This window comes from Sphingomonas sp., assembly GCF_019635515.1.
Classification (GTDB): domain Bacteria; phylum Pseudomonadota; class Alphaproteobacteria; order Sphingomonadales; family Sphingomonadaceae; genus Sphingomonas.
The window spans coordinates 2,222,186-2,242,869 of record NZ_JAHBZI010000001.1 but is presented as its reverse complement, the minus strand read 5'-3'; the positions used below and the strand labels follow the sequence as shown (position 1 = coordinate 2,242,869).

14 protein-coding genes are annotated in these 20,684 nt (G+C 66.6%); 10 read left to right on the top strand and 4 right to left on the bottom strand.

Annotated features, from left to right (window positions below):
- Position 1 precedes the first annotated feature (1 nt).
- On the top strand, positions 2-1,063 hold the full coding sequence (locus KF730_RS11335; RefSeq protein WP_294095150.1) for a LacI family DNA-binding transcriptional regulator: 1,062 nt from the start codon (positions 2-4) through the stop codon (positions 1,061-1,063).
- A gap of 67 nt (positions 1,064-1,130) precedes the next feature.
- The gene (locus KF730_RS11330) at positions 1,131-3,974 is read left to right on the top strand and encodes a pitrilysin family protein (protein ID WP_294095148.1); all 2,844 of its coding nucleotides are present in this window, start codon (positions 1,131-1,133) and stop codon (positions 3,972-3,974) included.
- A gap of 41 nt (positions 3,975-4,015) precedes the next feature.
- Here the strand turns inward: KF730_RS11330 and KF730_RS11325 are convergent, their stop codons facing one another.
- Positions 4,016-5,179, bottom strand: a complete 1,164-nt coding sequence (locus KF730_RS11325; RefSeq protein WP_294095145.1) for a serine hydrolase domain-containing protein — start codon at positions 5,177-5,179, stop codon at positions 4,016-4,018.
- 56 nt (positions 5,180-5,235) lie between these two features.
- Here KF730_RS11325 and KF730_RS11320 point away from each other — a divergent pair, with 56 nt between their 5' ends.
- The 7 genes from KF730_RS11320 to dacB all read left to right on the top strand — a co-directional run bounded on the left by KF730_RS11320 (position 5,236) and on the right by dacB (position 13,222).
- On the top strand, positions 5,236-6,120 hold the full coding sequence (locus tag KF730_RS11320; RefSeq protein ID WP_294095142.1) for a LysR family transcriptional regulator: 885 nt from the start codon (positions 5,236-5,238) through the stop codon (positions 6,118-6,120).
- Between the two features lie 69 nt (positions 6,121-6,189).
- Positions 6,190-7,224: an N-acetyltransferase DgcN gene (dgcN, locus tag KF730_RS11315; RefSeq protein ID WP_294095138.1), complete on the top strand. Its 1,035-nt coding sequence runs from the start codon at positions 6,190-6,192 to the stop codon at positions 7,222-7,224.
- Positions 7,182-8,171: an N-acetyl-D-Glu racemase DgcA gene (dgcA, locus tag KF730_RS11310; RefSeq protein WP_294095136.1), complete on the top strand. Its 990-nt coding sequence runs from the start codon at positions 7,182-7,184 to the stop codon at positions 8,169-8,171. Before dgcN ends, dgcA begins: the two co-directional genes overlap by 43 nt.
- Positions 8,168-9,727: an amidohydrolase family protein gene (locus KF730_RS11305; protein ID WP_294095130.1), complete on the top strand. Its 1,560-nt coding sequence runs from the start codon at positions 8,168-8,170 to the stop codon at positions 9,725-9,727. The genes dgcA and KF730_RS11305 overlap by 4 nt, the downstream gene beginning before the upstream one ends.
- Before the next feature lie 94 nt (positions 9,728-9,821).
- Positions 9,822-11,072, top strand: a complete 1,251-nt coding sequence (locus KF730_RS11300; protein WP_294095127.1) for a dicarboxylate/amino acid:cation symporter — start codon at positions 9,822-9,824, stop codon at positions 11,070-11,072.
- Positions 11,073-11,081: 9 nt separating this feature from the next.
- Entirely contained in the window at positions 11,082-11,708 is a 627-nt protein-coding gene (locus tag KF730_RS11295) for a peptidylprolyl isomerase (RefSeq protein ID WP_294095124.1), read from the top strand.
- Between the two features lie 77 nt (positions 11,709-11,785).
- Entirely contained in the window at positions 11,786-13,222 is a 1,437-nt protein-coding gene (gene dacB / locus KF730_RS11290) for a D-alanyl-D-alanine carboxypeptidase/D-alanyl-D-alanine-endopeptidase (RefSeq protein WP_294095121.1), read from the top strand.
- A gap of 271 nt (positions 13,223-13,493) precedes the next feature.
- On the opposite strand, the gene KF730_RS11285 is transcribed toward dacB, so the two are convergent.
- The 3 genes from KF730_RS11285 to KF730_RS11275 form a co-directional block, all read right to left on the bottom strand.
- A complete protein-coding gene (locus tag KF730_RS11285; protein WP_294095118.1) occupies positions 13,494-14,687 on the bottom strand; it encodes a dipeptidase in 1,194 nt (397 codons plus the stop codon).
- Positions 14,688-14,806: 119 nt separating this feature from the next.
- Positions 14,807-15,811, bottom strand: a complete 1,005-nt coding sequence (locus tag KF730_RS11280) for a serine hydrolase domain-containing protein (RefSeq protein WP_294095115.1) — start codon at positions 15,809-15,811, stop codon at positions 14,807-14,809.
- A complete protein-coding gene (locus tag KF730_RS11275; protein ID WP_294095109.1) occupies positions 15,808-17,388 on the bottom strand; it encodes a permease in 1,581 nt (526 codons plus the stop codon). Before KF730_RS11275 ends, KF730_RS11280 begins: the two co-directional genes overlap by 4 nt.
- Before the next feature lie 257 nt (positions 17,389-17,645).
- Between KF730_RS11275 and KF730_RS11270 the strand changes: the two genes are divergently transcribed.
- On the top strand, positions 17,646-20,639 hold the full coding sequence (locus tag KF730_RS11270; RefSeq protein WP_294095107.1) for a TonB-dependent receptor: 2,994 nt from the start codon (positions 17,646-17,648) through the stop codon (positions 20,637-20,639).
- Positions 20,640-20,684: the final 45 nt, after the last annotated feature.

Sequence of the window (20,684 nt, the reverse complement as noted above, 5' to 3'; positions counted from 1 at the left end):
CATGGCGCGCAAGAAGCAGTCCATTACGATCAAGCATGTCGCGGCGGATGCGGGCGTGTCGCTCCAGACGGTCAGCCGCGTCATCAACAACGAGCCCAATGTCCGGCCCGAGATGAAGGCGCGGGTGCAGGCGTCGATCGCCAAGCTCGGTTACGTGCCCTCGATCGCCGCGCAGCGGATGGGAGGGTCGCGCTCCTATCTGATCCTGACCCTCAACGACCGTGACCGCACCATCGCCGACTGGCGCGAGCGTCAGGGCACCGACTGGGTCGATCAGATGATGCTGGGCGGGATGCTGAAATGCGCAGAGTATGGCTACCGGCTGATCGTGGAGCTGGTCGACACGCATAGCGACCATATCGAGCGCGAACTCTCGGCGGCGATCGCCGCCTTGCGCCCCGATGGCGTGATCCTGACGCCGCCGCATTCGGACAACCCGGTGATCGCGCGGATGCTGACCGAGCATCATATCAGCTTCGCGCGGATCGGTTCGCTGGCGGAAGGGCCGGGCTTCGCGATGACGATGGATGACGAGCGTGCGGCGCGGCTCGCCACCGAGCATCTCATCAAGCTGCGCCATCGCCGGATCGGCTTCATCGCCGGCCCTTCCGACTATGTGCTGAGCGGATGGCGCGTGAACGGCTGGCGCGCGACGATGGACGCCGCGCGGCTCGATACCCAGGGCCTGCTGGCCGAGGGCGATTTCAGCTCGGCATCGGGGCGGATCGCCGCCGCGCAATTGCTCGACGGTCCATCGCCACCCACCGCGATCATTGCCAGCAACGACCGCATGGCGCTGGCGACGCTGGAAGTGGCGCATGAGCGCGGGCTCGACGTGCCGGGCGACCTGTCGCTGATCAGCTTCGACGACGCGCCGATCGTCCGCCAGACACATCCGCCGCTCGCGGCGGTCAACCAGCCGATCGCCGAGGTGACCGCGCGTGCGGTGGAACTGATCATCGACGAGCGGGCGGGGCGGCCGACTCCCGATGGACCGATAATCGTGCCCGCCAGCCTGGTATTGCGCAGCTCGACGGCGCCGCCGCGTGGCGGCAGGGGCTAAACGCGTATTGCGCGAATAGTACAGTTGTGATGATCTGAGAGTCTGACCTCACGAAGGATTCTCTCGGATGACCATGCGTTTCGCCCGCCGTTTCAGCGCGGCCCTCTTGCTGGCCGGCGTCGTGCTCCCCGGCCTGGCACATGCCCAGGCCGCCCCGGCGCAGATCAAGGTGCCGCCGCTCGCTTTCACCGAGCGGACGCTGCCGAACGGGCTCAAGGTCATCGCCATCCGCGACACGACGACCCCGACGGTGTCGGTGCAGATCTGGTACGATGTCGGATCGAAGCACGATCCCGAGGGCAAATCGGGCTTCGCGCACCTCTTCGAGCACATCTTGTCGCGCAAGACGCGCAACATGCCGTACAACATGATCAACCGGCTTACCGAGAATGTCGGCGGCGTGCGCAACGCTTCGACCTGGTTCGACCGGACCAATTATTTCGAGACCGTTCCCGCGCAATATCTGGAGACGATGCTGTGGAGCCATGCCGAGCGCATGGCCCGGCCGGTGATCGATGCCGAGGTGTTCAACACCGAGCGCAATGTCGTGAAGGAGGAGTTTCGCCAGCGCGTGCTCGCGCCCGCTTATGGCCGGATGCGGCTGGTGCTCGACGAGAACAGCTATGACACGCTGAACAACCGCCGCTCGGGCATCGGCAGCCTCGAACAGCTCGATGCGGCGACGCTGGAGGATGCGCGTGCCTTCCATGAAGCCTATTACGGGCCGGATACGGCGACGCTGATCGTCGCGGGCAATTTCGATCCCGCCAGGCTCGATGCGCTGGTGAACAAATATTTCGAAAGCATTCCGCGTCGCAAGAATCCGATTCCGCTGACGATCAAGACTGTCGAGGCGCCGCGCACCAGTCCGCGCCTCGTCACCGCCTATGCGCCCAACGTGCCGCTGCCGCAGATCGCCTCGACCTGGCGCATCCCCGGTTGGGCGCACCCCGACATGGCGGCATTGCTGGTGCTCGACGGCATCCTCGCGACTGGCGACAGCTCGCGGCTCAAGCAGGCGCTGATCTTCGACCGGCCGATCGCCACCTCGGCCTCGACCAACCTCTCCGATGTCGAGGATGGCGGCTTCCTGGCGCCGATCGTGACGCTGGCGAGCGGCACGACCGTCGAGGATGCCGAGAAGGCGCTCGCCGCCGAGATCGCCAGGCTGCGCGACCAGCCGGTGACGGCGGCCGAACTGGCGGAAGCCAAGAACGAGATCCTCGCCGCGGCACTGCGCGAGCGCGAGACGGCATCGGGCCGTGCGTTCGCGCTTGGCGAGGCTTTGGTGAGTTCGGGTGATCCCAAGTTGCTCGACAAGCGGCTCGCAGCGGTCGGGAAGGTTACCGCCGCCGATGTCCAGCGCGTCGCCCGCAAATATCTGACTCCCGAATCGCGCGTCGATGTCCGCTACCTTGACGAGAGCAAGCGGCCGGCGGGCGAGAAGGATAATTGGGCGAACCCGGTGAAGATGCCGGTCTGGGCCTCGGTGCCGCCCGCAACCGGTGTGGCGCTGACATTGGCGCCGGAAGACGAGCGCCAGGCGCCGCCCGAACCTTCGGCAGCGGTGCCGGTGACCCCGCCGGTGATCGCCGAGAGCCAGCTGGCCAATGGCATGCGGCTGGTCTCGGCGCGGACCGGCAATGTTCCGATCGCGACGGTGGCCCTGGTGTTCAAGGGTGGCAATGCGACCGATCCCGCCGGACGTGCCGGACTGGCTCTCATAGCCGCGCAGCTTGCCACCAAGGGCACGACTTCGCGCTCGGCCAGGCAGATCGCGGCACAGGTCGAGGCATTGGGCGCTGATCTCAATGCGACCGCCGGGGCGGACGGCACGACGCTCAGCATCACCGCACCGGTCGCGTCGCTCGATGCCGCCGCGGCGATCCTCGCCGACATCGCCCGCAATGCCAGCTTCCCGGCCGAAGAGTTCGACAAGGAGCGCAAGCGGACGATCGACAAGCTTCAGGTCGCGCTCAAAGATCCCGGCGCGCTGGCAGGATACACGCTGCAGCGTGCGGTCTATGGGGCCGCGCCCTATGGCGGCGTCGGCACGCCCACTTCGCTGGGGGCGCTGACGCGCGACGATCTGCTGGCGCAGCGGAACCTGTGGTGGCGCCCTGATACCGCGACGTTGATCATCACCGGGGGTATCGGTTCGGCCGAAGCCCAGAAGCTTGGCGATCGCCTGTTCGGCACCTGGCGCGCGACCGGCACCGCGCCGACGCCGCCGGCAGCCCCGGGCGGGGAGGCGGGAAAGCCGCGCCTGATCGTTGTCGACATGCCCGGCGCGGGGCAGGCGGCGGTGGCGGCGGGGCTGCGCATCCCGCAGCGCCGCGATCCCCATTATCCCGATCTGATGGTCGCCAACGCGATCCTTGGCGCCGGATCGAACGGGCGGCTGTTCCAGGAGGTCCGCGTCAAGCGGGCGCTTTCCTACGGCGCCTATAGCGGGCTGCTGGGCCGGATGGACGCGGGGATGATGATCGCCAATGCCCAGACCAAGAATGAAAGCGCGCCTGACGTCGCTGATATCTTCCTGACCGAGCTCAAGCGGCTTTCGACCGAGCCGTTCGACGCGGAGACCACGCAGCAGCGCATCGCTTTCCTGCAGGGCGGGATCAGCCGTGGGGCGGAGGCGAGCCAGGGTTTCGCCGCGACGCTGGCCTCGATGACCCAGCAGGGACTGCCGCCGACCATGGCAGCGGAAATGCGCGACCGCATCGGCAAGGTGACGCCGGAGGCCGCCGCCGCGGCGGCGCGCGCGTCGGTCGATCCAGCGCGCGCGACCATCGTCATCGTCGGCGACGGCAAGCTGTTCCTCGACAAGCTCCGCGCCGCGCATCCCGAAGTGGAAGTGATCCCGGCGGCGTCGCTCGATCTCGACGCGCCGGTGCTGGGCGGGAAATGAGCCGATCGCCGTCGTCCCCGCGCGGGCGGAGACGACGGCGATCATTCGCCCGGGCGGGCCTGCTGCTCTTCGGTGAGGCTCCACGCCGAGCGCTTGCCCGGGGTGGCGGGCACGTCGGTGGAGAAATAGGCGACGCCGGTGCCGCTCGCGGGGTCGATCCACAGCCCAGATTTGAGGCCATATGCCTCTCCGGCATGGCCGAAACGACGGATGCCGTCGCCGAAGGGATCGTCGCGGCAGCCGGAGAAGGGCGTGGCGAGAATCTCGGTGGCGAGGCCGTAGGTGCAGTGGAAGCCATTATCGATATCGGCGTTCTTGCCGTTATAGGTCCAGAGCGGCGTTTCGAGGATCGTGACCGAGCGCGGGCTGAGCAGGCGGACGCCGTCGAGGGTGCCCCGGCCGAGCAGCATCCGCCCGATCCGCGCCAGCCCGCGCGCGGAGATGCGCAGGCCGCCTTGTGGTGCGAAAGTGGCGCCGTTGCGGCCCGGCTTCCACATCGCGAGATCGCAGCTGCCGTCGGTTGCCGGGGTAACCGGGCAGGCGGGCAGCGCGCCCTGGTGATCGTCCTTGGTCGGCTTGTTGTCGCGGTAGATCACCACCGCGCGCCGGATCGCGGAATCCGAGCAGGTGACGAACTGATAGCAGGCGTCGATCTTGAGCGGCCTGAGCACCAGCCGCGCCATAAGCTTGTCGAAGCGCTCGCCCGTAACCTTCTCCATCACCGCGGCGACCACCGGCGTGTTGAAATTGGTGTAGTGAAACCAGGTGCCCGGCGCGTGCGCGGCGTCCCATGCCTCGGGCTTTTCGAGGATGGCGCGCATATCGGCGTCGAGCGGCAGCACGTAATCGATATTGTCGGTGAGGCTCGACTGGTGCGAGAGCAATAGCCGCAGCGTGATGACCTTGTCGGGGAAGGCGGGGTTGCGCAGCTTCCAGCCGAGATAGCGCGACACGTCCGCATCGAGGTTGAGCTTGCCCTGCTCGACCAGCCGCAGCACGCCGATCGCGGTCACCATCTTCGAGATTGAGGCGACGCGGACCGGATCGTCGACGCCGATCGGCCGGTTCGCGGCGATGTCAGCGAGACCGAAAGCCTTGATGCCGGTTTCTCCCCTGGCATCGAAGGCGACGCGGACCTGGGCGACGGGCTGGGTGGAAGCGGCTTGCGGCGATGCCGCGGCGAGCAGGAGGGTGCTGAGCAACATCCCCGCAACATGACTCGGGCTTCCCCTTTCCGCAAACCGCGATAGGCTGCGCACCTATGAACTTAAGGCATATCGAGATCTTCCACGCCGTTTACGTCAACGGGTCGGTCAGCGGCGCGGCGCGGGCGCTCAACGTCTCGCAGCCCTCGGTTTCCAAGATGCTGCGCCATGCCGAGTCGCTTTTGGGCTTCCAGCTTTTCCAGCGCGCATCAGGACGATTGGTGCCGACCGAGGACGCGCATACCCTGTTCAGCGAAGTCGCCGAGATTCAGGATCGCGTTTATGCCCTGCGCGAAGCGGGACGGAATTTGCGGCGCGGATCGGGCGGAATGCTGCGCATCTCGGCGCTGCCCAGCCTGGCGCTCAGCGCGCTGCCGACGGCGGTGTCGCAATTCCTGCGCACGCATGACAGCGTCAAGTTCGATCTCCAGACGGTTCATCACGACGATCTGCTGCGCAAGCTGTACGAGCGTGAGACCGAGATCGCGGTCGCCTATGAAGTGCCGCACGCGGCGCCCATCGGAGCCAAGAAGCTGGGCGGCGGCGAATTGGCGGTGCTGTATCGCGAAGAGGATATGCCGAACGCGCCCGAGCGGGTCGGGATCGAAATCCTCTCGGGCAAGCGCTTCATCAGCGTCGGCCAGAGCGGGCCGATCGGCCAGATATTCACCCAGGAATTGCAGCGTGCCGAGGTCGAGCTTGACGAGGTCGTCTCCGCGCGGACCTTCTATATCGCCTCGGCATTGGTGCGGCAGGGCGTGGGGCTGACGGTGGTCGACAACTTCACGGCAAAGGCGTCGCTGGCGCCGGGTCTGGCCATGCGGCCGTTGCAGAACCCGTTGCGGTTCGACGTGCATGCGATGTTCCTGACCAATCGGCCGCCGACCGCGCTGGCCACCGATTTCCTCAAGACGCTTGAGCGGGTGATCGCCGCCTCATAACGGAAGGCTATGGGCGGGGGCGCATACAATATGCCCGGGGCGGGGCGGGGCGGAGATACGGTCTCCGGGATGATACCCGCACCTTATCTCCTCTATCTCGGCCACAGCACCGATTTCATCGGCATCAAGACCTCGCGCGGGCTGGCGACCTTTCGCCGCCACGATTGCGTCGGCGAGTTCCGTCATGATGACTGCGCGCTGACGCTCGACCTGCCACGCCTGACCATGACCGAAGGCGCCGCTGCGGGGGCGAAGACCCTCGTGCTCGGCATCGCCAACTCGGGCGGCAGCATGGGTGAGGACCTGGTGCAGGACGCGATTGCGGGCCTAGAGGCGGGGATGAACATCGCTTCCGGCCTCCACCAGCGGTTGCGCGACGAGCCGCGACTGGTGAAGCTGGCCGAAAGCAAGGGACTGCAGCTGTTCGACGTTCGCGATCCGCCGGCCGACCTGAAGGTCGGCAATGGCTATGCGCGGCCGGGGCACCGGCTGCTGACGGTGGGCACCGATTGCTCGGTCGGCAAGATGTACGCGACGATCGCCTTGGCCGACGCGATCAAGGCGCGCGGGATCAAGGCCGATTTCCGCGCGACTGGACAGACCGGTATCCTGATCGCCGGCGCCGGCGTGCCGATCGACGCGGTGGTGGCGGACTTCATCTCTGGCGGGATCGAGCAGCTCGCACCGGCACGCGACGATAACGGCTGGGATCTGATCGAGGGGCAGGGTTCGCTGTTCCATCCGAGCTTCGCCGGGGTCTCGACCGGATTGCTCCACGGTGCGCAGCCCGAGGCGATCGTCATGTGCCACGATCCGAGCCGCGAGCATATGCGGGGTATTCCCGGCCGGAAGCTGCCGAGCCTGAAGGAGTGCCTCGAGGCCAATCTCCAGGTCGCGCGGCTGACCAGCCCGAATGTCCGCGCGGTCGGCGTGTGTCTCAACACTTCCGGTCTTGCGCCTGGGCAGGCGCGCGATCTGTGCCGCATTACCGAGGCCGCTCTGGGCCTGCCCTGCACCGATCCGATCGCCTTCGGCGTCGATGCCATTATCGACGAGTTGCTATGCACCGCACCCTCCGCGCTCAGCACGACCGCTTCGCGCTGACGCACCCCTTCCGCATCTCGCGGGGCGTGAAGACGCAGGCGGATGTGGTGACGGTGACGATCGCGGACGGCGATGTGGTGGGGCAGGGCGAGGGCGTGCCCTATCCGCGCTACGACGAGACCATCGAGAAGACGCTGGCGGAGATCGAGGGCGTCCGCGCCGCGATCGAGGGCGGGGCGGATCGCGCGGCGCTGCAGGCGCTGCTGCAGCCGGGCGCGGCGCGCAACGCGGTGGATTGCGCATTATGGGATCTGGAGGCGCGGCGGGCGGGGCGGTCGGTCGCCGAACTGATCGGCGCGCCCGAGCCGCATCGGCTGGCGAGCGCATTGACGGTGGTGATCGATACCCCCCAAGCGATGGCTGTGGCGGCCAAGGCGATGGCGAGTGCGCCCTTGCTCAAGGTCAAGGTCGATGCGATCGATCCCGAGGCGCAGCTTCGCGAAGTCCGCGCGGCGGCGCCCGATTGCCGGCTGATCGTCGATCCCAACGAGAGCTGGGACGAGGCTTTGCTGCGCGGCATCGAGCCGCTGCTGGTCGAATTGCGTACCGATCTGCTGGAGCAACCCGTGTCCGCCGGTGCCGACGAATGGCTGGAAGGTTTCACGCCCGCCATCCCGATCTGCGCCGACGAAGCGGTGCATGTCGCGGCCGATCTCGATGTCGTCGCGCGGCGCTATCAGGTGGTCAACGTCAAGCTCGACAAGTCGGGCGGGCTCACCGCCGCGCTCGAACTCGCCAATGCGACGCGGGCGCGGGGCCTTGGGCTGATGACCGGCTGCATGGTCAGTTCATCGCTGTCGATCGCGGCGGCGCTGCATGTCGCGCGGATGTCGGACTTTGTGGACCTTGACGGTCCGATCTGGCTCGCTGAGGATCGCGCCGGCGGCGTGCGGGACGAAGGCGGGATGCTCCTGCCACCCGAGCGGGGCTTTTGGGGAACGCCATGAAGATCGCGCTGCTGCTCGGGACCGTCGCACTGTCGCTGGGCGCCGCCAGCGCTCCGCCGCAGAAGATCGATCTGCTGATCCGCGGCGGCACGATCTATACCGGCACCGGCGCGCCCTTCGTCGGCGATGTCGCGATCCGCGGCGACAGGATCGTCTCGGTCAGCCGCCACGCGAATGTCATCGCCGCGCGGGTGATCGACGCCAAGGGCATGATCGTCGCGCCGGGCTTCATCGATCCGCACACGCATATGGAAGGCGATCTTGCCTCCAAGGACCCGGCGCGGCGGCTGGTGCCGGCGTTCCTGATGCAGGGCGTGACGACCGCGTTCATCGGCAATGACGGGGGCGGAAGTCCCGATCTCGGCAAGGTGCTGGGCGGCGCGAAGGTCAATCCGGTCGGGATCAACTATGCCGCCTATGTCGGTTTCGGGGCGATCCGCGAGAAGGTGGTTGGCGCGGACAATCGCGCGCCGAGCGCGGCCGAGATGGTGCGGATGAAGGACATGGTCGCCGACGCGATGTGCCACGGCGCATTGGGACTCTCGACCGGATTGTTCTACGCGCCGCAGAGCTTCGCCACGACCGAGGAAGTGATCGAGCTCGCCCGGGAGGCGGGCAAGCGCGGCGGCACCTATGACAGCCATATCCGCGACGAGAGTTCGTACACCGTCGGGCTGGCGGCGGCGATCGACGAGGCGATCCGGATCGGGCGCGAAGGGCATTTGCCGGCGCATATCAGCCACATCAAGGCGCTGGGCGTCGATGTGCAAGGACAGGCTGGCGCGATCATCGCCAAGATCGAAGCGGCGCGACGCTCCGGGCAGAAGGTGACCGCGAACCAATATCCGTGGTCGGCGAGCGGCACGAGCCTGGTCGCGTCGCTGATGCCGATCTGGGCGCAGGACGGCGGGCGCCCGGCGCTGCTCAAGCGCTTTGCCGATCCGGGCGTGGAGCTGAAGCTGCGCGACGGGATCGTCGAAAATCTGCGCAAGCGCGGCGGGGCGGAGAAGCTGCTGATCGTCGAGGGGCGATACAAGAACCAGACATTGGCCGCGGTCGCCAAGGCGCGCGGCGAGGATGCCGTTACCGCCGCGATCGAAGTGATCAAGATCGCCGATCCCGGCGTGGTGTCGTTCAATCAGGCCGAACCGGATATCGAGGCGTTCATGGCGCGGCCCTGGGTGATGACCGGCTCCGACGCTTCGGGCGGGCACCCGCGCGTCTACGGCACGTTCGCGCGCAAATATGATTATTACGTCAAGCAACGGCATGTGCTGACGCTCGGCCAGTTCATCTATCGAAGCTCGACGCTGACCGCGGATACCTTCGGGCTGACCGGGCGCGGGCGGCTGAGCGCGGGGTCGTTCGCCGATATCGTTGTGTTCGATCCCAAGACCTACGCGTCGCGCGCCGATTACGAGCATCCGACCGAGCTTGCCGCGGGCGTTCGCAGCGTGGTCGTCAACGGCGTGCTGGCGGTCGACAAGGGCAAGGTGACCGGCAAGGCCGCGGGGCGCGCGCTGCCGCACAAGCCGACGCCGGGGAGCTGCCGCTGATATTCCGGGCTCCTGCGAACGCAGGAACCCAGAGTCGCTGGCGTTTCGCTTGTGATCCTAGGCTCCCGCTTTCGCAGGAGCACAAAGGGGGAGGATGCACGTGCTGAGGATGTGGTTCGGGATCGCGCTGTGGAAGCGGGTGCTCGCGGCGCTGGCGCTGGGGCTGGTGTTCGCGCTGGTCTGGCCCTCGGCCGCGCCGTCCGTGATGTTCATGGGCGATCTGTTCGTCCGGGCGATCCGCATGCTGGTCGCGCCGATCGTGCTGGTGACGATCGCGTCCGGGATTACCGCATTGGCCGATCCCAAGCGCCTCGGCAGCCTGGGCGGGCGGACGATCGGGCTGTTCGCTTTCACCACCGCGATCGCGGTGTCGGTAGGCATGCTGGTGGCGACGCTCGTCCAGCCCGGCGTCGGCGCGCCGCTCGGCACCGCCGCGCCGCATGCGCTGGGCGAGGCGGTTACGCCGTACCAGCAGCTGATTGGGATCATCCCGCTCAACATCTTCGACGCGCTGGCCAAGGGCGACATGCTCGCTCTGATCTTCGTCGCGATCCTGATCGGCGTCGGCACCGTTGTCGCCGGCGAAGCGGGCAAGCCGTTCGCGAACACGCTGCAATCGCTGTCGGAAGTGCTGCTCAAGGTCGTCGGCATCGTCATGGAAGCGACGCCGTTTGGCGTATTCGCGCTGATCGCCAATGCGGTGGCGGCGAACGGCGCGGCGGTGTTCGTCAATGTCGGCTGGCTGGCGCTGGCGGTGGTGCTGGGTTCGCTGATCCAGATCGTCGTGGTCCACAGCCTGATCCTGCGGCTGCTCGCCAAGCTGCCGCTGCTGCCGTTCTTTCGCGGTATCGTCGATGCGCTGGTGGTGGCGTTCTCGACCGCGTCCAGCTCGGCGACGCTGCCGGTGGCGATGCGCGTGTCGGAAAAGAATCTCGGCGTCGGCCGCTCGATCTTCTCGACGGTGCTGCCGCTCGGCGCGAGCATCGGCAAGGACGGAACGGCGATGTATGTCGGCCTGCTCAGCATGTTCGCGCTGCAGGCGTTCGGGGTGCCGCTGACGCCGCAAGTCTATGGGATGGTGCTGCTGACCGGCGCGCTCGCCGCGTTCGGCACCGCGCCGGTGCCTTCCGCCTCGCTGTTCATGCTCGCCGCGGTGCTGTCCGCAGTCGGCGTCTCGCCCGAGCAGACCGCGCTGGTGGTCGGCTTCGTATTGCCGTTCGACCGGCTGCTCGACATGACCCGCACCGTGCCCAGCGCCTGCGCCAATCTGACCGTCGCGACGACCGTCGCACGCTGGGAAGGCGAGCTCGACGAAGCCATATACCGTTCAGCCGACGACGACTAAAGCGCGCGGATGCGTTTCCTTGCCCTGATTCTCGCACTGTTCCTGATTGCCAACAGCGCCCCGCAAGCGCCCGGCATCGTCCGTGTCCGCCTCGTCACTTCGGCGGGATCGATCGTGCTCGCGCTCGACGCCAGGCGCGCGCCGAAGACGGTCGCCAACTTCCTCGCCTATGTCGATGACGGGCGACTCGACGACACGGAATTCTACCGGGCGACACGGCGCAAATCCGATCCGCGCTTCGGCTTCATCCAGGGCGGGATCGCGCAGGACGCACGGCGGATGCTGCCGCCGCTGCCGCTCGAGCCGACGAGCCAGACCGGGATCACCCATCAGGACGGCACGATTTCGATGGCGCACGGCATCAATGCCGATGCCGCCAACGCCAATTTCTCGATCATGGTCGGCCCCAATCCGGGGCTCGACGCCAAGCCCGGCAATCGCGGTTATGCCGCGTTCGGGCGGGTGATCGCGGGAATGGACGTGGTCAAGCGCATCCTCGCGCTGCCGACCGGCGGCGGGCGCGACGCGATGAAGGGGCAGATGATCCTGGCGCCGGTCAAGATCCTCCGCGCGGAGCGGCTCGACGGGGTCGCCAAGCCGAGCGGTCGTCCCAAGCCATGGCTGATCGCGCGCTGACGCCATAAGCGGCGGTTATGGGCGCGTGACGCATCGCGCGCTTGCCGCCGGGTTGGTTCCGGCTAGGTTCTGACCCCATGAAACACGCGCTCTTCCTCGTGCTGGCGCTCGCCGCCGCTACCCCCGCCACCGCGCAGGATCTGCGCGCGCAGGTCCAGGCCAAGCTTGGTGAGGCGGCGACAGGCACGCGCTTCGGGCTGGTGGTGGCGACCGAGGACGGCACCGAGATTCTCGCGATCGATCCCGACGGGCGTTATATTCCGGCGTCGAACACCAAGATGTTCTCGACGGCGGTCGCCTTTGCGACGCTGGGCGATCTCAACCAGCTCGACGAGATCGGCGGCAACGAGGTGCGGATCGAGGGGCGCGATGTCGTGCTGGCTGGCAATGGCGATGCGCGGATGTCGAGCGCGGCGGATTGCAAGATCGACTGTCTTGCGACGCTGGCCGATGCTGTGGCGGCGAAGACCAAGCGGGTGCGTGACGTGATTGGCGACGACACGCTGTTCCCCGACCAGCGCTGGAGCCCCGGCATGAGCTGGAATAACATCCCGACGCGATCGGGGACCGGCGTCTCGGCGCTGACGCTCGACGAGAATGAGGTTGGGCTGACCGTAGCGCCGGGCGAGGTTGGCAAGCCGGCGGTGGTGACCGTGGAATCCCCTTATTACACGATCGACAATCGCACCCAGACCGTTGCGGGCGCGGAAAGCAAGATCGGCTATGACCGGTTGCCGTTTGAGCGGCTGGTGCGGGTGACGGGCACGATCGGCAAGGATGCCAGGCCCGATCTGTCGCGGATGGGGATCGACGATCCCGCGCACTATGCGGCGTGGCGGCTCAAGGCATTGCTCGAAGCGCGCGGCGTCAGGGTGAAGGGCGAGGTGCGCGTGCGCCATCGTCCGCTGATGCCGGAGGATAACGGGCCGAGCACTCGCACCGATCCGATGCGAATGGTGCGTGCCGATTTCGTGCCGATCGCGCAACTGATTCCGCCGCCGCTGGCCGAGGACATGAAGACAATCAACAAGATCAGCCAGAATCTGCATGCCGAGCTGACACTCCGCCGGGTCTCGGGCTGGCTGGGCAGCGGATCAATCGCCAATGGTGTGGCCGAGATCGAGAAGATGCTGGCGCAGGCCGGTGTTGCCCGCACTGCCTGGGACCTGTCCGACGGATCGGGCATGTCGACCTACAATCGTGTTGCGCCGCGCGGAGTAGTCAAGTTCCTGCGCTGGATCGCCATGCAGCCCTGGGGGGCGCAGTGGCGCGATACGCTGCCAATCGGCGGAGTCGATGGCACGCTCAGGAACCGTTTCAAGGGGACGCCGCTGGAGGGCAAGATCTTCGCCAAGACCGGCACGCTCAACGCCACCAACGCGGTGGCCGGCTATATGATCGCGGCGAGCGGCAAGACGCTGACCTTCGCCTTCTACGCCAACGATATCCCATCGGACGCTTCATCGAGCAGGATCATGGACGCGGCGCTGAATATCGTGGCGGCGGCGAACTGAGCGCTGGCGCGAATGGTCCCAATGGTCGCACTGACCATGGGGGCCGGGCAGGCCGGATTCTGAGCGACGATTTCAAAGAGCGGGCGGCATTGCCGACCGCGTGAGCCAAGCAGGCGAAATCCTACATTGCAAGCGCCATCGTCACCCCGGCTTTGTGCCGGGGTCCATGGTGTCGAGAGCGCCGCGGCAGGAAGCGACGGGCTGTCGTCCGGAAGCTTGGTGATCCCGGCACAAGGCCGGGGTGACAAATCGGGTTGGGGGACGAGGAGCGCTATCTGGCTGCGTTCTTCGCCGCGTAATCCTCCGCAGCCTTGAGCAAACGCAGCACGTTGCCGCTCCAGATCTTCTCGATGTCGGCGTCCTTGAAGCCTTCCTTGCGCAGGCGCGCGGTGACCTTGGGGAGAGCAGTGACATCCTCGAAGCCGCGGACGCCGCCGCCGCCATCCCAATCGGCGCCGATGCCGACATGATCGACCCCCATCACGGCGATGGCATGGAGCAGGCTCTTCATGAACAGCTCGAAATCGGCGCCCTGATAGGGATCGGTGGCATCGGCGACGGCCTTGTCGGCGATGAGCTTGCGCTGATCGGCGTCCGACAGCGCCCACCAGTCGTCCTGACGGTTCTGGACCGCGCTGCGCGCCTTGTTGCTGTCGCCGGCGACCAGATAGACGCTGTTGATCTGGAGCACGCCGCCGGCTGCGGCGAGCTTCTTCATGCGGGCATCGTCGAGGTTGCGGGGATGGTCGTAGATCGCCTTCGGTCCCGAATGTGAGGCGATGATCGGGGTCTTGGACCATGCCAGCGCCTGATCGAAGACATCGTCAGAAGAATGGCTGACATCGACGACCATGCCGAGCCGGTTCATCTCGGCCAGCCATTGCCTGCCGAGCGGCGAGAAGCCGCCATAGGCCTTGACCTTGTCGGTCGCGCTATCGGCGAACTGGCTGTTTCGGAAGTGCGCCGGGCTCGCCATGCGCACGCCGAGATCGTAGAAATAGCCGAGCAGGCTCAGGTCTTCGCCCAGCGGATAGCTGTTCTCGATGCTTTGATAGACGATGCGCTTGCCGGTCTTGGCGATGCGCGCGGCATCGGCGGCGGTGGTGGCGAAGGCGAGCTTGTCGGGATGGGCGGCGACGACCTTCTGGATCCAGTTGGCGCGGACCAGCGCGGCGTTGCGGGCCCTGGCATAGCCTTCGGGCGTCAACGGGCCTTGCCCCGTGTAGATCACGAAGAAGCCGCCATCCAGGCCGCCCTGTTCCATGCGCGGGATATCGACCTGGCTCTTGTCGAAGTCGCGGTCGTGCCAGCGGGCGAAGTCCCAGCCGGGATGCTCGAACAGTTCGGGGGTGTCGAGATGGGTGTCGAGCACCAGCATCTGATCATGGGCGAGGCGATCGGCGGGGGTGACGGGATCGTCCTGGGGGGCGGCGAGGGCGAGGCTGAGGGCGAGCAACGAGATCATGGACGGCTTCCTATTCTACCTGGTCATGCTGAACCTGTTTCAGCATCCAACGCGCAACAAGGGACGGCATGGCCTGTGGAGGGTTGGGCCCTGAAACAAGCTCGGGGTGACGAACGGTTCTATGCCGCATCGAAGGCCGCAATCACCGCGTCGCCAGTCGCCGGGCGCAGCTGGAAGATGCCGCTGTCGAAATGACGGGTAGGGTGGACGCGGTTGGTGAGCAAAGTCCAGGCGAGGCCACGCTCGAAATCGATCCACAGGCCGGTGCCGGTGAAGCCGGTGTGGCCGATGGTCTCGGCGGAGCACGCCTGGCCGCCCGACCAGCCGGGGAATTTACGCTCCCAGCCGCAGGTGCGGTGATCATATTGGGGGGTGCGGATCGCTTCGAGCATCGCGGCGCTGGCGCCGGTGCCGTTCAGTAGCCCCTGGGCGAAATCGAGGACGCCGGCCACCGTGCCGAACAGCCCGGCATGGCCGGTGTCGCCGCCCAGCGCGAAGCAATTCTCGTCATGGACCTCGCCCTTGAGGATGCGTCCGCGCCAGCTGCAATATTCGGTGGCGACGGCGGGGCCGGGGGGCGGGCCGAAGGTCAGGCCCTTGCCGAGCGGCCATGCGCGCAGGGACTTGCCGGTGATGCGCTCGATAGCGATGCCGAGGACGATGAAATTGATGTCCGAATAGACCGGGGGGCCGTGCCGCCATTCGCGCTGGAGGACGAAAGCGCGCAGGCGGGCGGGATCGTCGCCATAGGTGTAGATCGGCTCGACGGCGGGGAAGAAGGTGCGGTGGGCGATCAGGTCGCGGAAGGTGAGCTTGCGCTCGGCGGCGCCCGCGACATCATATTGCCGCCAATCCGGGATCGCGTCGGTGACAGGGCGGTCGAGATCGAGCCTGCCCTCGTCGGCCAGCTGGAGGATGGCGGTGGTGGTGAAGATCACTTTCGACACCGAGGCGAGATCGAACCAGTGATCGGCGGTGAGCGGTTCGGGCTCGGGAAGCCGGGCGGCGAGCCCGGCATGGGTGCTCCAGCGCTGGCCGTCGGCACGGACCACGCCCAGCGCGGCGCCGGGGATGCGGCCCGCCGCGATCGCCTCGGCGGCGGGGGCGAAGGCTTGTTCGATCACGCGGTTACCGGCCCCCGGTCGTCCGGACGCGGCTTGGCCTTGGCCAGCAGCGGCAGGAACAGGAGCGCCGCGAGGCTGACCACGCCCGAGGCGAAGAAGAAGACGTCGAAGCCGTTATACCCGGCCTTGTCGAGCCAGGTCACCGCGGTACCGCCGGCGCCGGCGAGGAGCCGCGCAAGGAGGAAGGCGAACCCCGACAGGAAAGCATATTGCGCGCCCGGGAAACGCGGGTTGCACAGCATCGACAGGTAAACGACGAACACCGCCCCGGCCATGCCGTTGCCGAACTGATCGGCGGCGGTGGCGACGTACAGCGTGTTCTGATCGACCGGCATGTGCGCCAGCCAGACGAAGCCGAAATTGCCGAGCGCGGCGAAGAAGGCGCCGATGCTGAGGGTGACGCCCCAGCGCCATTTGGTGACCATCCAGCCGCCGATGCCGACGCCGACGATGCTCGAAATCAACGCCACCGCGCCGTCTGCCCAGCCGATCTGGGTCTTGGTATAGCCGAGGCCAAGGATCATCGGCTTGGACATGTTGAGCGCGAGCACGTCGCCCATGCGGTATACCGAGACGAAGGCCAGCACGCCGATGGCGAGGAAGCCATAGCGCCAGAAGAAATCGGCATAGGGGCCGATCGCGGCGGAGGCGCGGATCGGATCGGTGGGCCTGGCGTCGCGGATCCAGGGCAAGGCGAAAGCGAGCAGCACGAACGGCGCCATGGCGATGCCGAGCACCCAGGGCAGTACGTTGGTGTCGGCGGTGATGCCGATGCCCGACGCGGCGCTGAGCACGACCCAGCCGGCGGCGGCGGTGACCGCGACGGTAGCGAGCAGGATCACCGCGCTGGCGCCGAGACCGGCGCCGAGCGCCGACCAGCGATTGCCCCCTGTGCAATCGGGCTGGCGGGGTAGGGCCGCGAGGATCGGGAGCGGGAGGAAGGCGGCGGCGGCGATGAGGAGATAGGATGCGGTCCAGCCCGGCTCGATGCCGAGACTGCGCAGCGTGCCGGAAATGCTTCCCGCGGCATCGGCGAACAGCAAGGCGCCGCTGCCGGCCGCGACCATCGCGGTGCGGTATCCCCACAGGTTAGAAGCGGCGACCGGGCCCTGCTCCTCGGGCGTCGGGGCGAGTTCGATGCGCCAAGCGTCGGCGGCGACTTCGAGCGTGGTGGTCCAGAAGGCGAGCAGCACCGCCCAGAGCGCGGTGATCCACAGGCTGGCGTCCGACGAGGTCAGCGCCATTGCCAGCATCGAGGTGAAGATGCCGAGCTGCGAGAGCATGATCCAGCCGCGACGCTTGCCCCAGAAGCGCGAGAAGCCGGGAACGTCGTACTTGTCGAGCAGGGGGGCCCACAGGAACTTGAAGGTGGGGAGCAACTGCACCCAGCCGAAAAAGCCGATGACCGCGAGGACCACGCCGTGCTCGGTGAGGCGCACCGACAGCACGGTGGAGAACATGTAGAACGGCAGGCCGGCGGAGAAGCCGAGCAGCACGTACAAGGCCATACGGCCGATGCCGGGCGGAATCGCGGGCGGCGGGACCGCGTCGTGCGGATCGGGTTGCGGTTCAGCCACGCCGTTCAGTCCTGATTTGGGGCAGATCACGCGCCATCGAACACTCCCTCTCCGGTGCCGATGGTGGTCCGGAAAGGACGGCGCAAAGTCAATAAGGGGGGAAGTGTTGCCGCAAGGCAACGCTTAGGAGGCGGAGCGCGGCACTTAATGCCCGGGGGTTATGGATTTGAGAAAAGATACTATGATGCGGTGCCACATTTTTGTTACTTAATGCACAGGTCCGCATTGCGAAAATTGCGTGCTTCAGGGGGATACCAATGGCTACTTCGTCGCTCAAACTGCTTCTCGCCACGGGAACGGCCTTTGCCGCGCTCGCCGCGATGCCTGCCATGGCGCAGGAAACCACCGCGCCCGTCACGGCCGGCGATCCGACTGCCGCTGCGCAGGACGAGCCGACCAAGGACAATGAAATCCTCGTCACCGGCTCGCGCATCAAGCAGGACCCGAACAATTCGGCGCTGCCGCTGCAGGTGATCACCACCGCCGAAATCCAGCGCAATGGCATTTCGAGCCCCGAACAGCTCGTCATGTTCCTGAGCACCAACGGCTCGGGCGCGGACAACCTCTCGTCGAACGCCGACGTCACCAGCGGTGCCCAGCGCGGCACCAACGGCCTGTCTTCGGCCAACCTGCGCGGCCAGGGCTCGGCCGCCACGCTGGTGCTGCTCAACGGCCGCCGCGTTGCGGCGCACGGCCTTTCGGGCGGCGCGGTCGACGTCAACCAGATCCCGTTCTCGGCGATCGAGCGCGTCGAAGTCCTGAAGGATGGCGCATCGGCGATCTACGGCACCGACGCGGTTGGCGGCGTGATCAACTTCATCACCAAGAAGGATTTCCAGGGCCTCGCGCTGAACGGCTTCGTCGATGTGACCGAAGGCGGCGGCGGCAACATCTACCGCGTCTCGGGCCTCGCCGGCTATGGCGACATCGACGAGAACGGTTTCAACATCATGGGGTCGATTTCCTATAGCTGGAACAAGATCCTGCGCGGTTCGGACCGTGACTTCGTCAACGGCAACCAGCCCAATCGCGGCCTTTCGGTCGATACCCGCGGCACGCCGATCGCGACTGCGTTCAACATCGGTGCGAACGCCTTCCAAAATCCCGGCGGCACGCTGCTCACCGGCCTGACGCTGACCGCGCCCAACGGCGCGAACGCCGCGGCGGGTGGCATCAACACGCTCGATCTGCCCGGCGGCGCAGGCTGCGAGTCCTTCGACGGCGGCATGGCCTATGACGAAGTGCTGTGGAACACCGCCAGCGCGCAATATGCCTGCGCGTGGGATACCGGCCGCGCCGCGGTGATCCAGCAGCCGATCGAGACGCTGACCTATTATGCGCGCGCGATCGGCAGCCTTGGCGGCGATCACCAGATGTCGCTCGAAGTAACCGGCTCGGACGCGACTTCGGCGAAGAGCTTCTCGAACGCGCAGCTCAGCGCGAACACCACCAACCTGAACATCGCCTACCCGCGCAACGGCACGACCGCGGCGCAGTATGACGCGATCTACAACGCGATCTACAACGCCTTCACCAACCCGGCGCAGCGCACCGCGCTCGCGGCGCGCTACGGCCTGCCGATCTCGTATCGCTGGCGTTGCGGCGCCTGCGGTCCGCGCGAATATGTGACCAACACCAAGACGATCCGCGCGGCGCTGGGCTTTGAAGGCCCGCTATGGGAAGGCTGGGACTATCGTGCCGGCGCTTCCTATGCGAAGTCGGAAAGCTCGTCGCTCCTTGGCAGCGGTTATTATTATCGCGGTACGCTCGCCAACGGTGCCTACGATCCGCTCGCACCGCAGGTCACTGGCGCCCCCGCAGGCTATCGCGGCCTGGTCGGTGTGATGAACTCGGGTCTGATCAATCCTTTCTCGATCGATCAGACGGCAGCCGGCCTTGCCGCCCTTGAATCGGTTTCGGCACGCGGCGCGACGCTCTATGGCGGCCGCTACGAAGTGAAGCAGCTCGATGCGTCGATCTCGGGCCCGCTGTTCCCGGTCTGGGGCGGTGACGTTCAGGTCGCGGCCGGTATCGACTATCGCCGTGAGACCTATTCGTTCAACGGTTCGGCCGCCGCCGCGGCGACAGCGCCGGTGATCTTCCTGGCGGCGTTCGACAACGTCAATGCGCTGACCCCGAAGAACCGTACCGTCAAGGCGGCCTATGCCGAAGTCCTGGTGCCGCTGTTCCGCGGTTTCGAGATCACCGGCGCGGTTCGCGTCGATGATTACACCGGCTTCGGCACCACCACGAACCCGAAGATCTCGGTTCGGTATCGCCCGATCGAGCAGCTGATGTTCCGCGGCTCGTACAACACCGGCTTCCGCGTCCCGTCGTTCAACCAGATCTTCAACGGCGTCACGCTCTCGCCTTATGCGGGCAGCGATATCGCCGATCCGGTTGCTTGCCCCGGAGGCGTGCCGACCAGCGCATATCTGAGCGGCTTGCCCTGTGCGCAGATCCGGCCGGACATCGCGACCGGCGGCAACAGCACGCTTGGGCCGGAGACGGCGAAGCAGTTCAGCGTCGGCGTGGTCCTCCAGCCCGCTCCGCTGTTCAGCCTGTCGGCCGACTTCTGGTCGATCGCGGTTGACAACACCATCCAGCTCCTCACGCTGCGTCAGCTGATCGACAATGCCTCGCTGTTCACGGATCGCTTCATCCGCACCGGCGGCACGGTTTCGGTGATCGACGATCGCTGGATCAATGCCGGCTCGCGCCGCACCCAGGGCCTTGAGCTCTCGGGTCGCGCGGGCGTTGACGCGATGGGCGGTCGTTTCTCGGCAGGCTTTGACGGCACGCTGCTGCTCAAGAAGCGTGAGAAGCTGACTCCGACCGCGGCATATGGTCCGAGCCTGATCGGCGTGTTCACCTATGCTGGTGACCTCGGCGTCAAGTGGAAGCACAACGCGTTCATCAACTACTCGAACGACGACTTCCAGATCGGCCTCTCGCAGATCTTCCGTAAGGGCTATAAGAACAACGCGCTACCCGGCATCGCCGCCGGCACCGTGACTCGCCCGGATTACAACCCCTTTGTGAAGGACTATGTGATCTACAACCTGTCGGCGAGCTATCTGGGCCTTGGCCCGAACTACAAGCTCACGATGGGCGTGCGGAACCTGTTCAACACCGATCCGCCCTTCGCGATCACCTATGACGGCAACACCGGCGCCGGTAGCTCGTGGGAACCCCGCGTCGCCGATCCGCGCGGCCGTTCGTACACGGTGGGCGTCGAAGTGAAGTTCTAATACCGGCTGGCCGGGCGCCTTCGGGCGGTCCGGTTGCCAAAAAGG

What these genes read in the sequence shown, in the direction of transcription:
- KF730_RS11335 (WP_294095150.1), top strand. Translation starts at nt 2, where the DNA reads ATGGCGCGCAAGAAGCAGTCCATTACGATCAAGCATGTCGCGGCGGAT.
- KF730_RS11330 (WP_294095148.1), top strand. Translation starts at nt 1,131, where the DNA reads ATGACCATGCGTTTCGCCCGCCGTTTCAGCGCGGCCCTCTTGCTGGCC.
- KF730_RS11325 (WP_294095145.1), bottom strand. Translation starts at nt 5,179, where the DNA reads ATGTTGCTCAGCACCCTCCTGCTCGCCGCGGCATCGCCGCAAGCCGCT.
- KF730_RS11320 (WP_294095142.1), top strand. Translation starts at nt 5,236, where the DNA reads ATGAACTTAAGGCATATCGAGATCTTCCACGCCGTTTACGTCAACGGG.
- dgcN (WP_294095138.1), top strand. Translation starts at nt 6,190, where the DNA reads ATGATACCCGCACCTTATCTCCTCTATCTCGGCCACAGCACCGATTTC.
- dgcA (WP_294095136.1), top strand. Translation starts at nt 7,182, where the DNA reads ATGCACCGCACCCTCCGCGCTCAGCACGACCGCTTCGCGCTGACGCAC.
- KF730_RS11305 (WP_294095130.1), top strand. Translation starts at nt 8,168, where the DNA reads ATGAAGATCGCGCTGCTGCTCGGGACCGTCGCACTGTCGCTGGGCGCC.
- KF730_RS11300 (WP_294095127.1), top strand. Translation starts at nt 9,822, where the DNA reads ATGCACGTGCTGAGGATGTGGTTCGGGATCGCGCTGTGGAAGCGGGTG.
- KF730_RS11295 (WP_294095124.1), top strand. Translation starts at nt 11,082, where the DNA reads ATGCGTTTCCTTGCCCTGATTCTCGCACTGTTCCTGATTGCCAACAGC.
- dacB (WP_294095121.1), top strand. Translation starts at nt 11,786, where the DNA reads ATGAAACACGCGCTCTTCCTCGTGCTGGCGCTCGCCGCCGCTACCCCC.
- KF730_RS11285 (WP_294095118.1), bottom strand. Translation starts at nt 14,687, where the DNA reads ATGATCTCGTTGCTCGCCCTCAGCCTCGCCCTCGCCGCCCCCCAGGAC.
- KF730_RS11270 (WP_294095107.1), top strand. Translation starts at nt 17,646, where the DNA reads ATGGCTACTTCGTCGCTCAAACTGCTTCTCGCCACGGGAACGGCCTTT.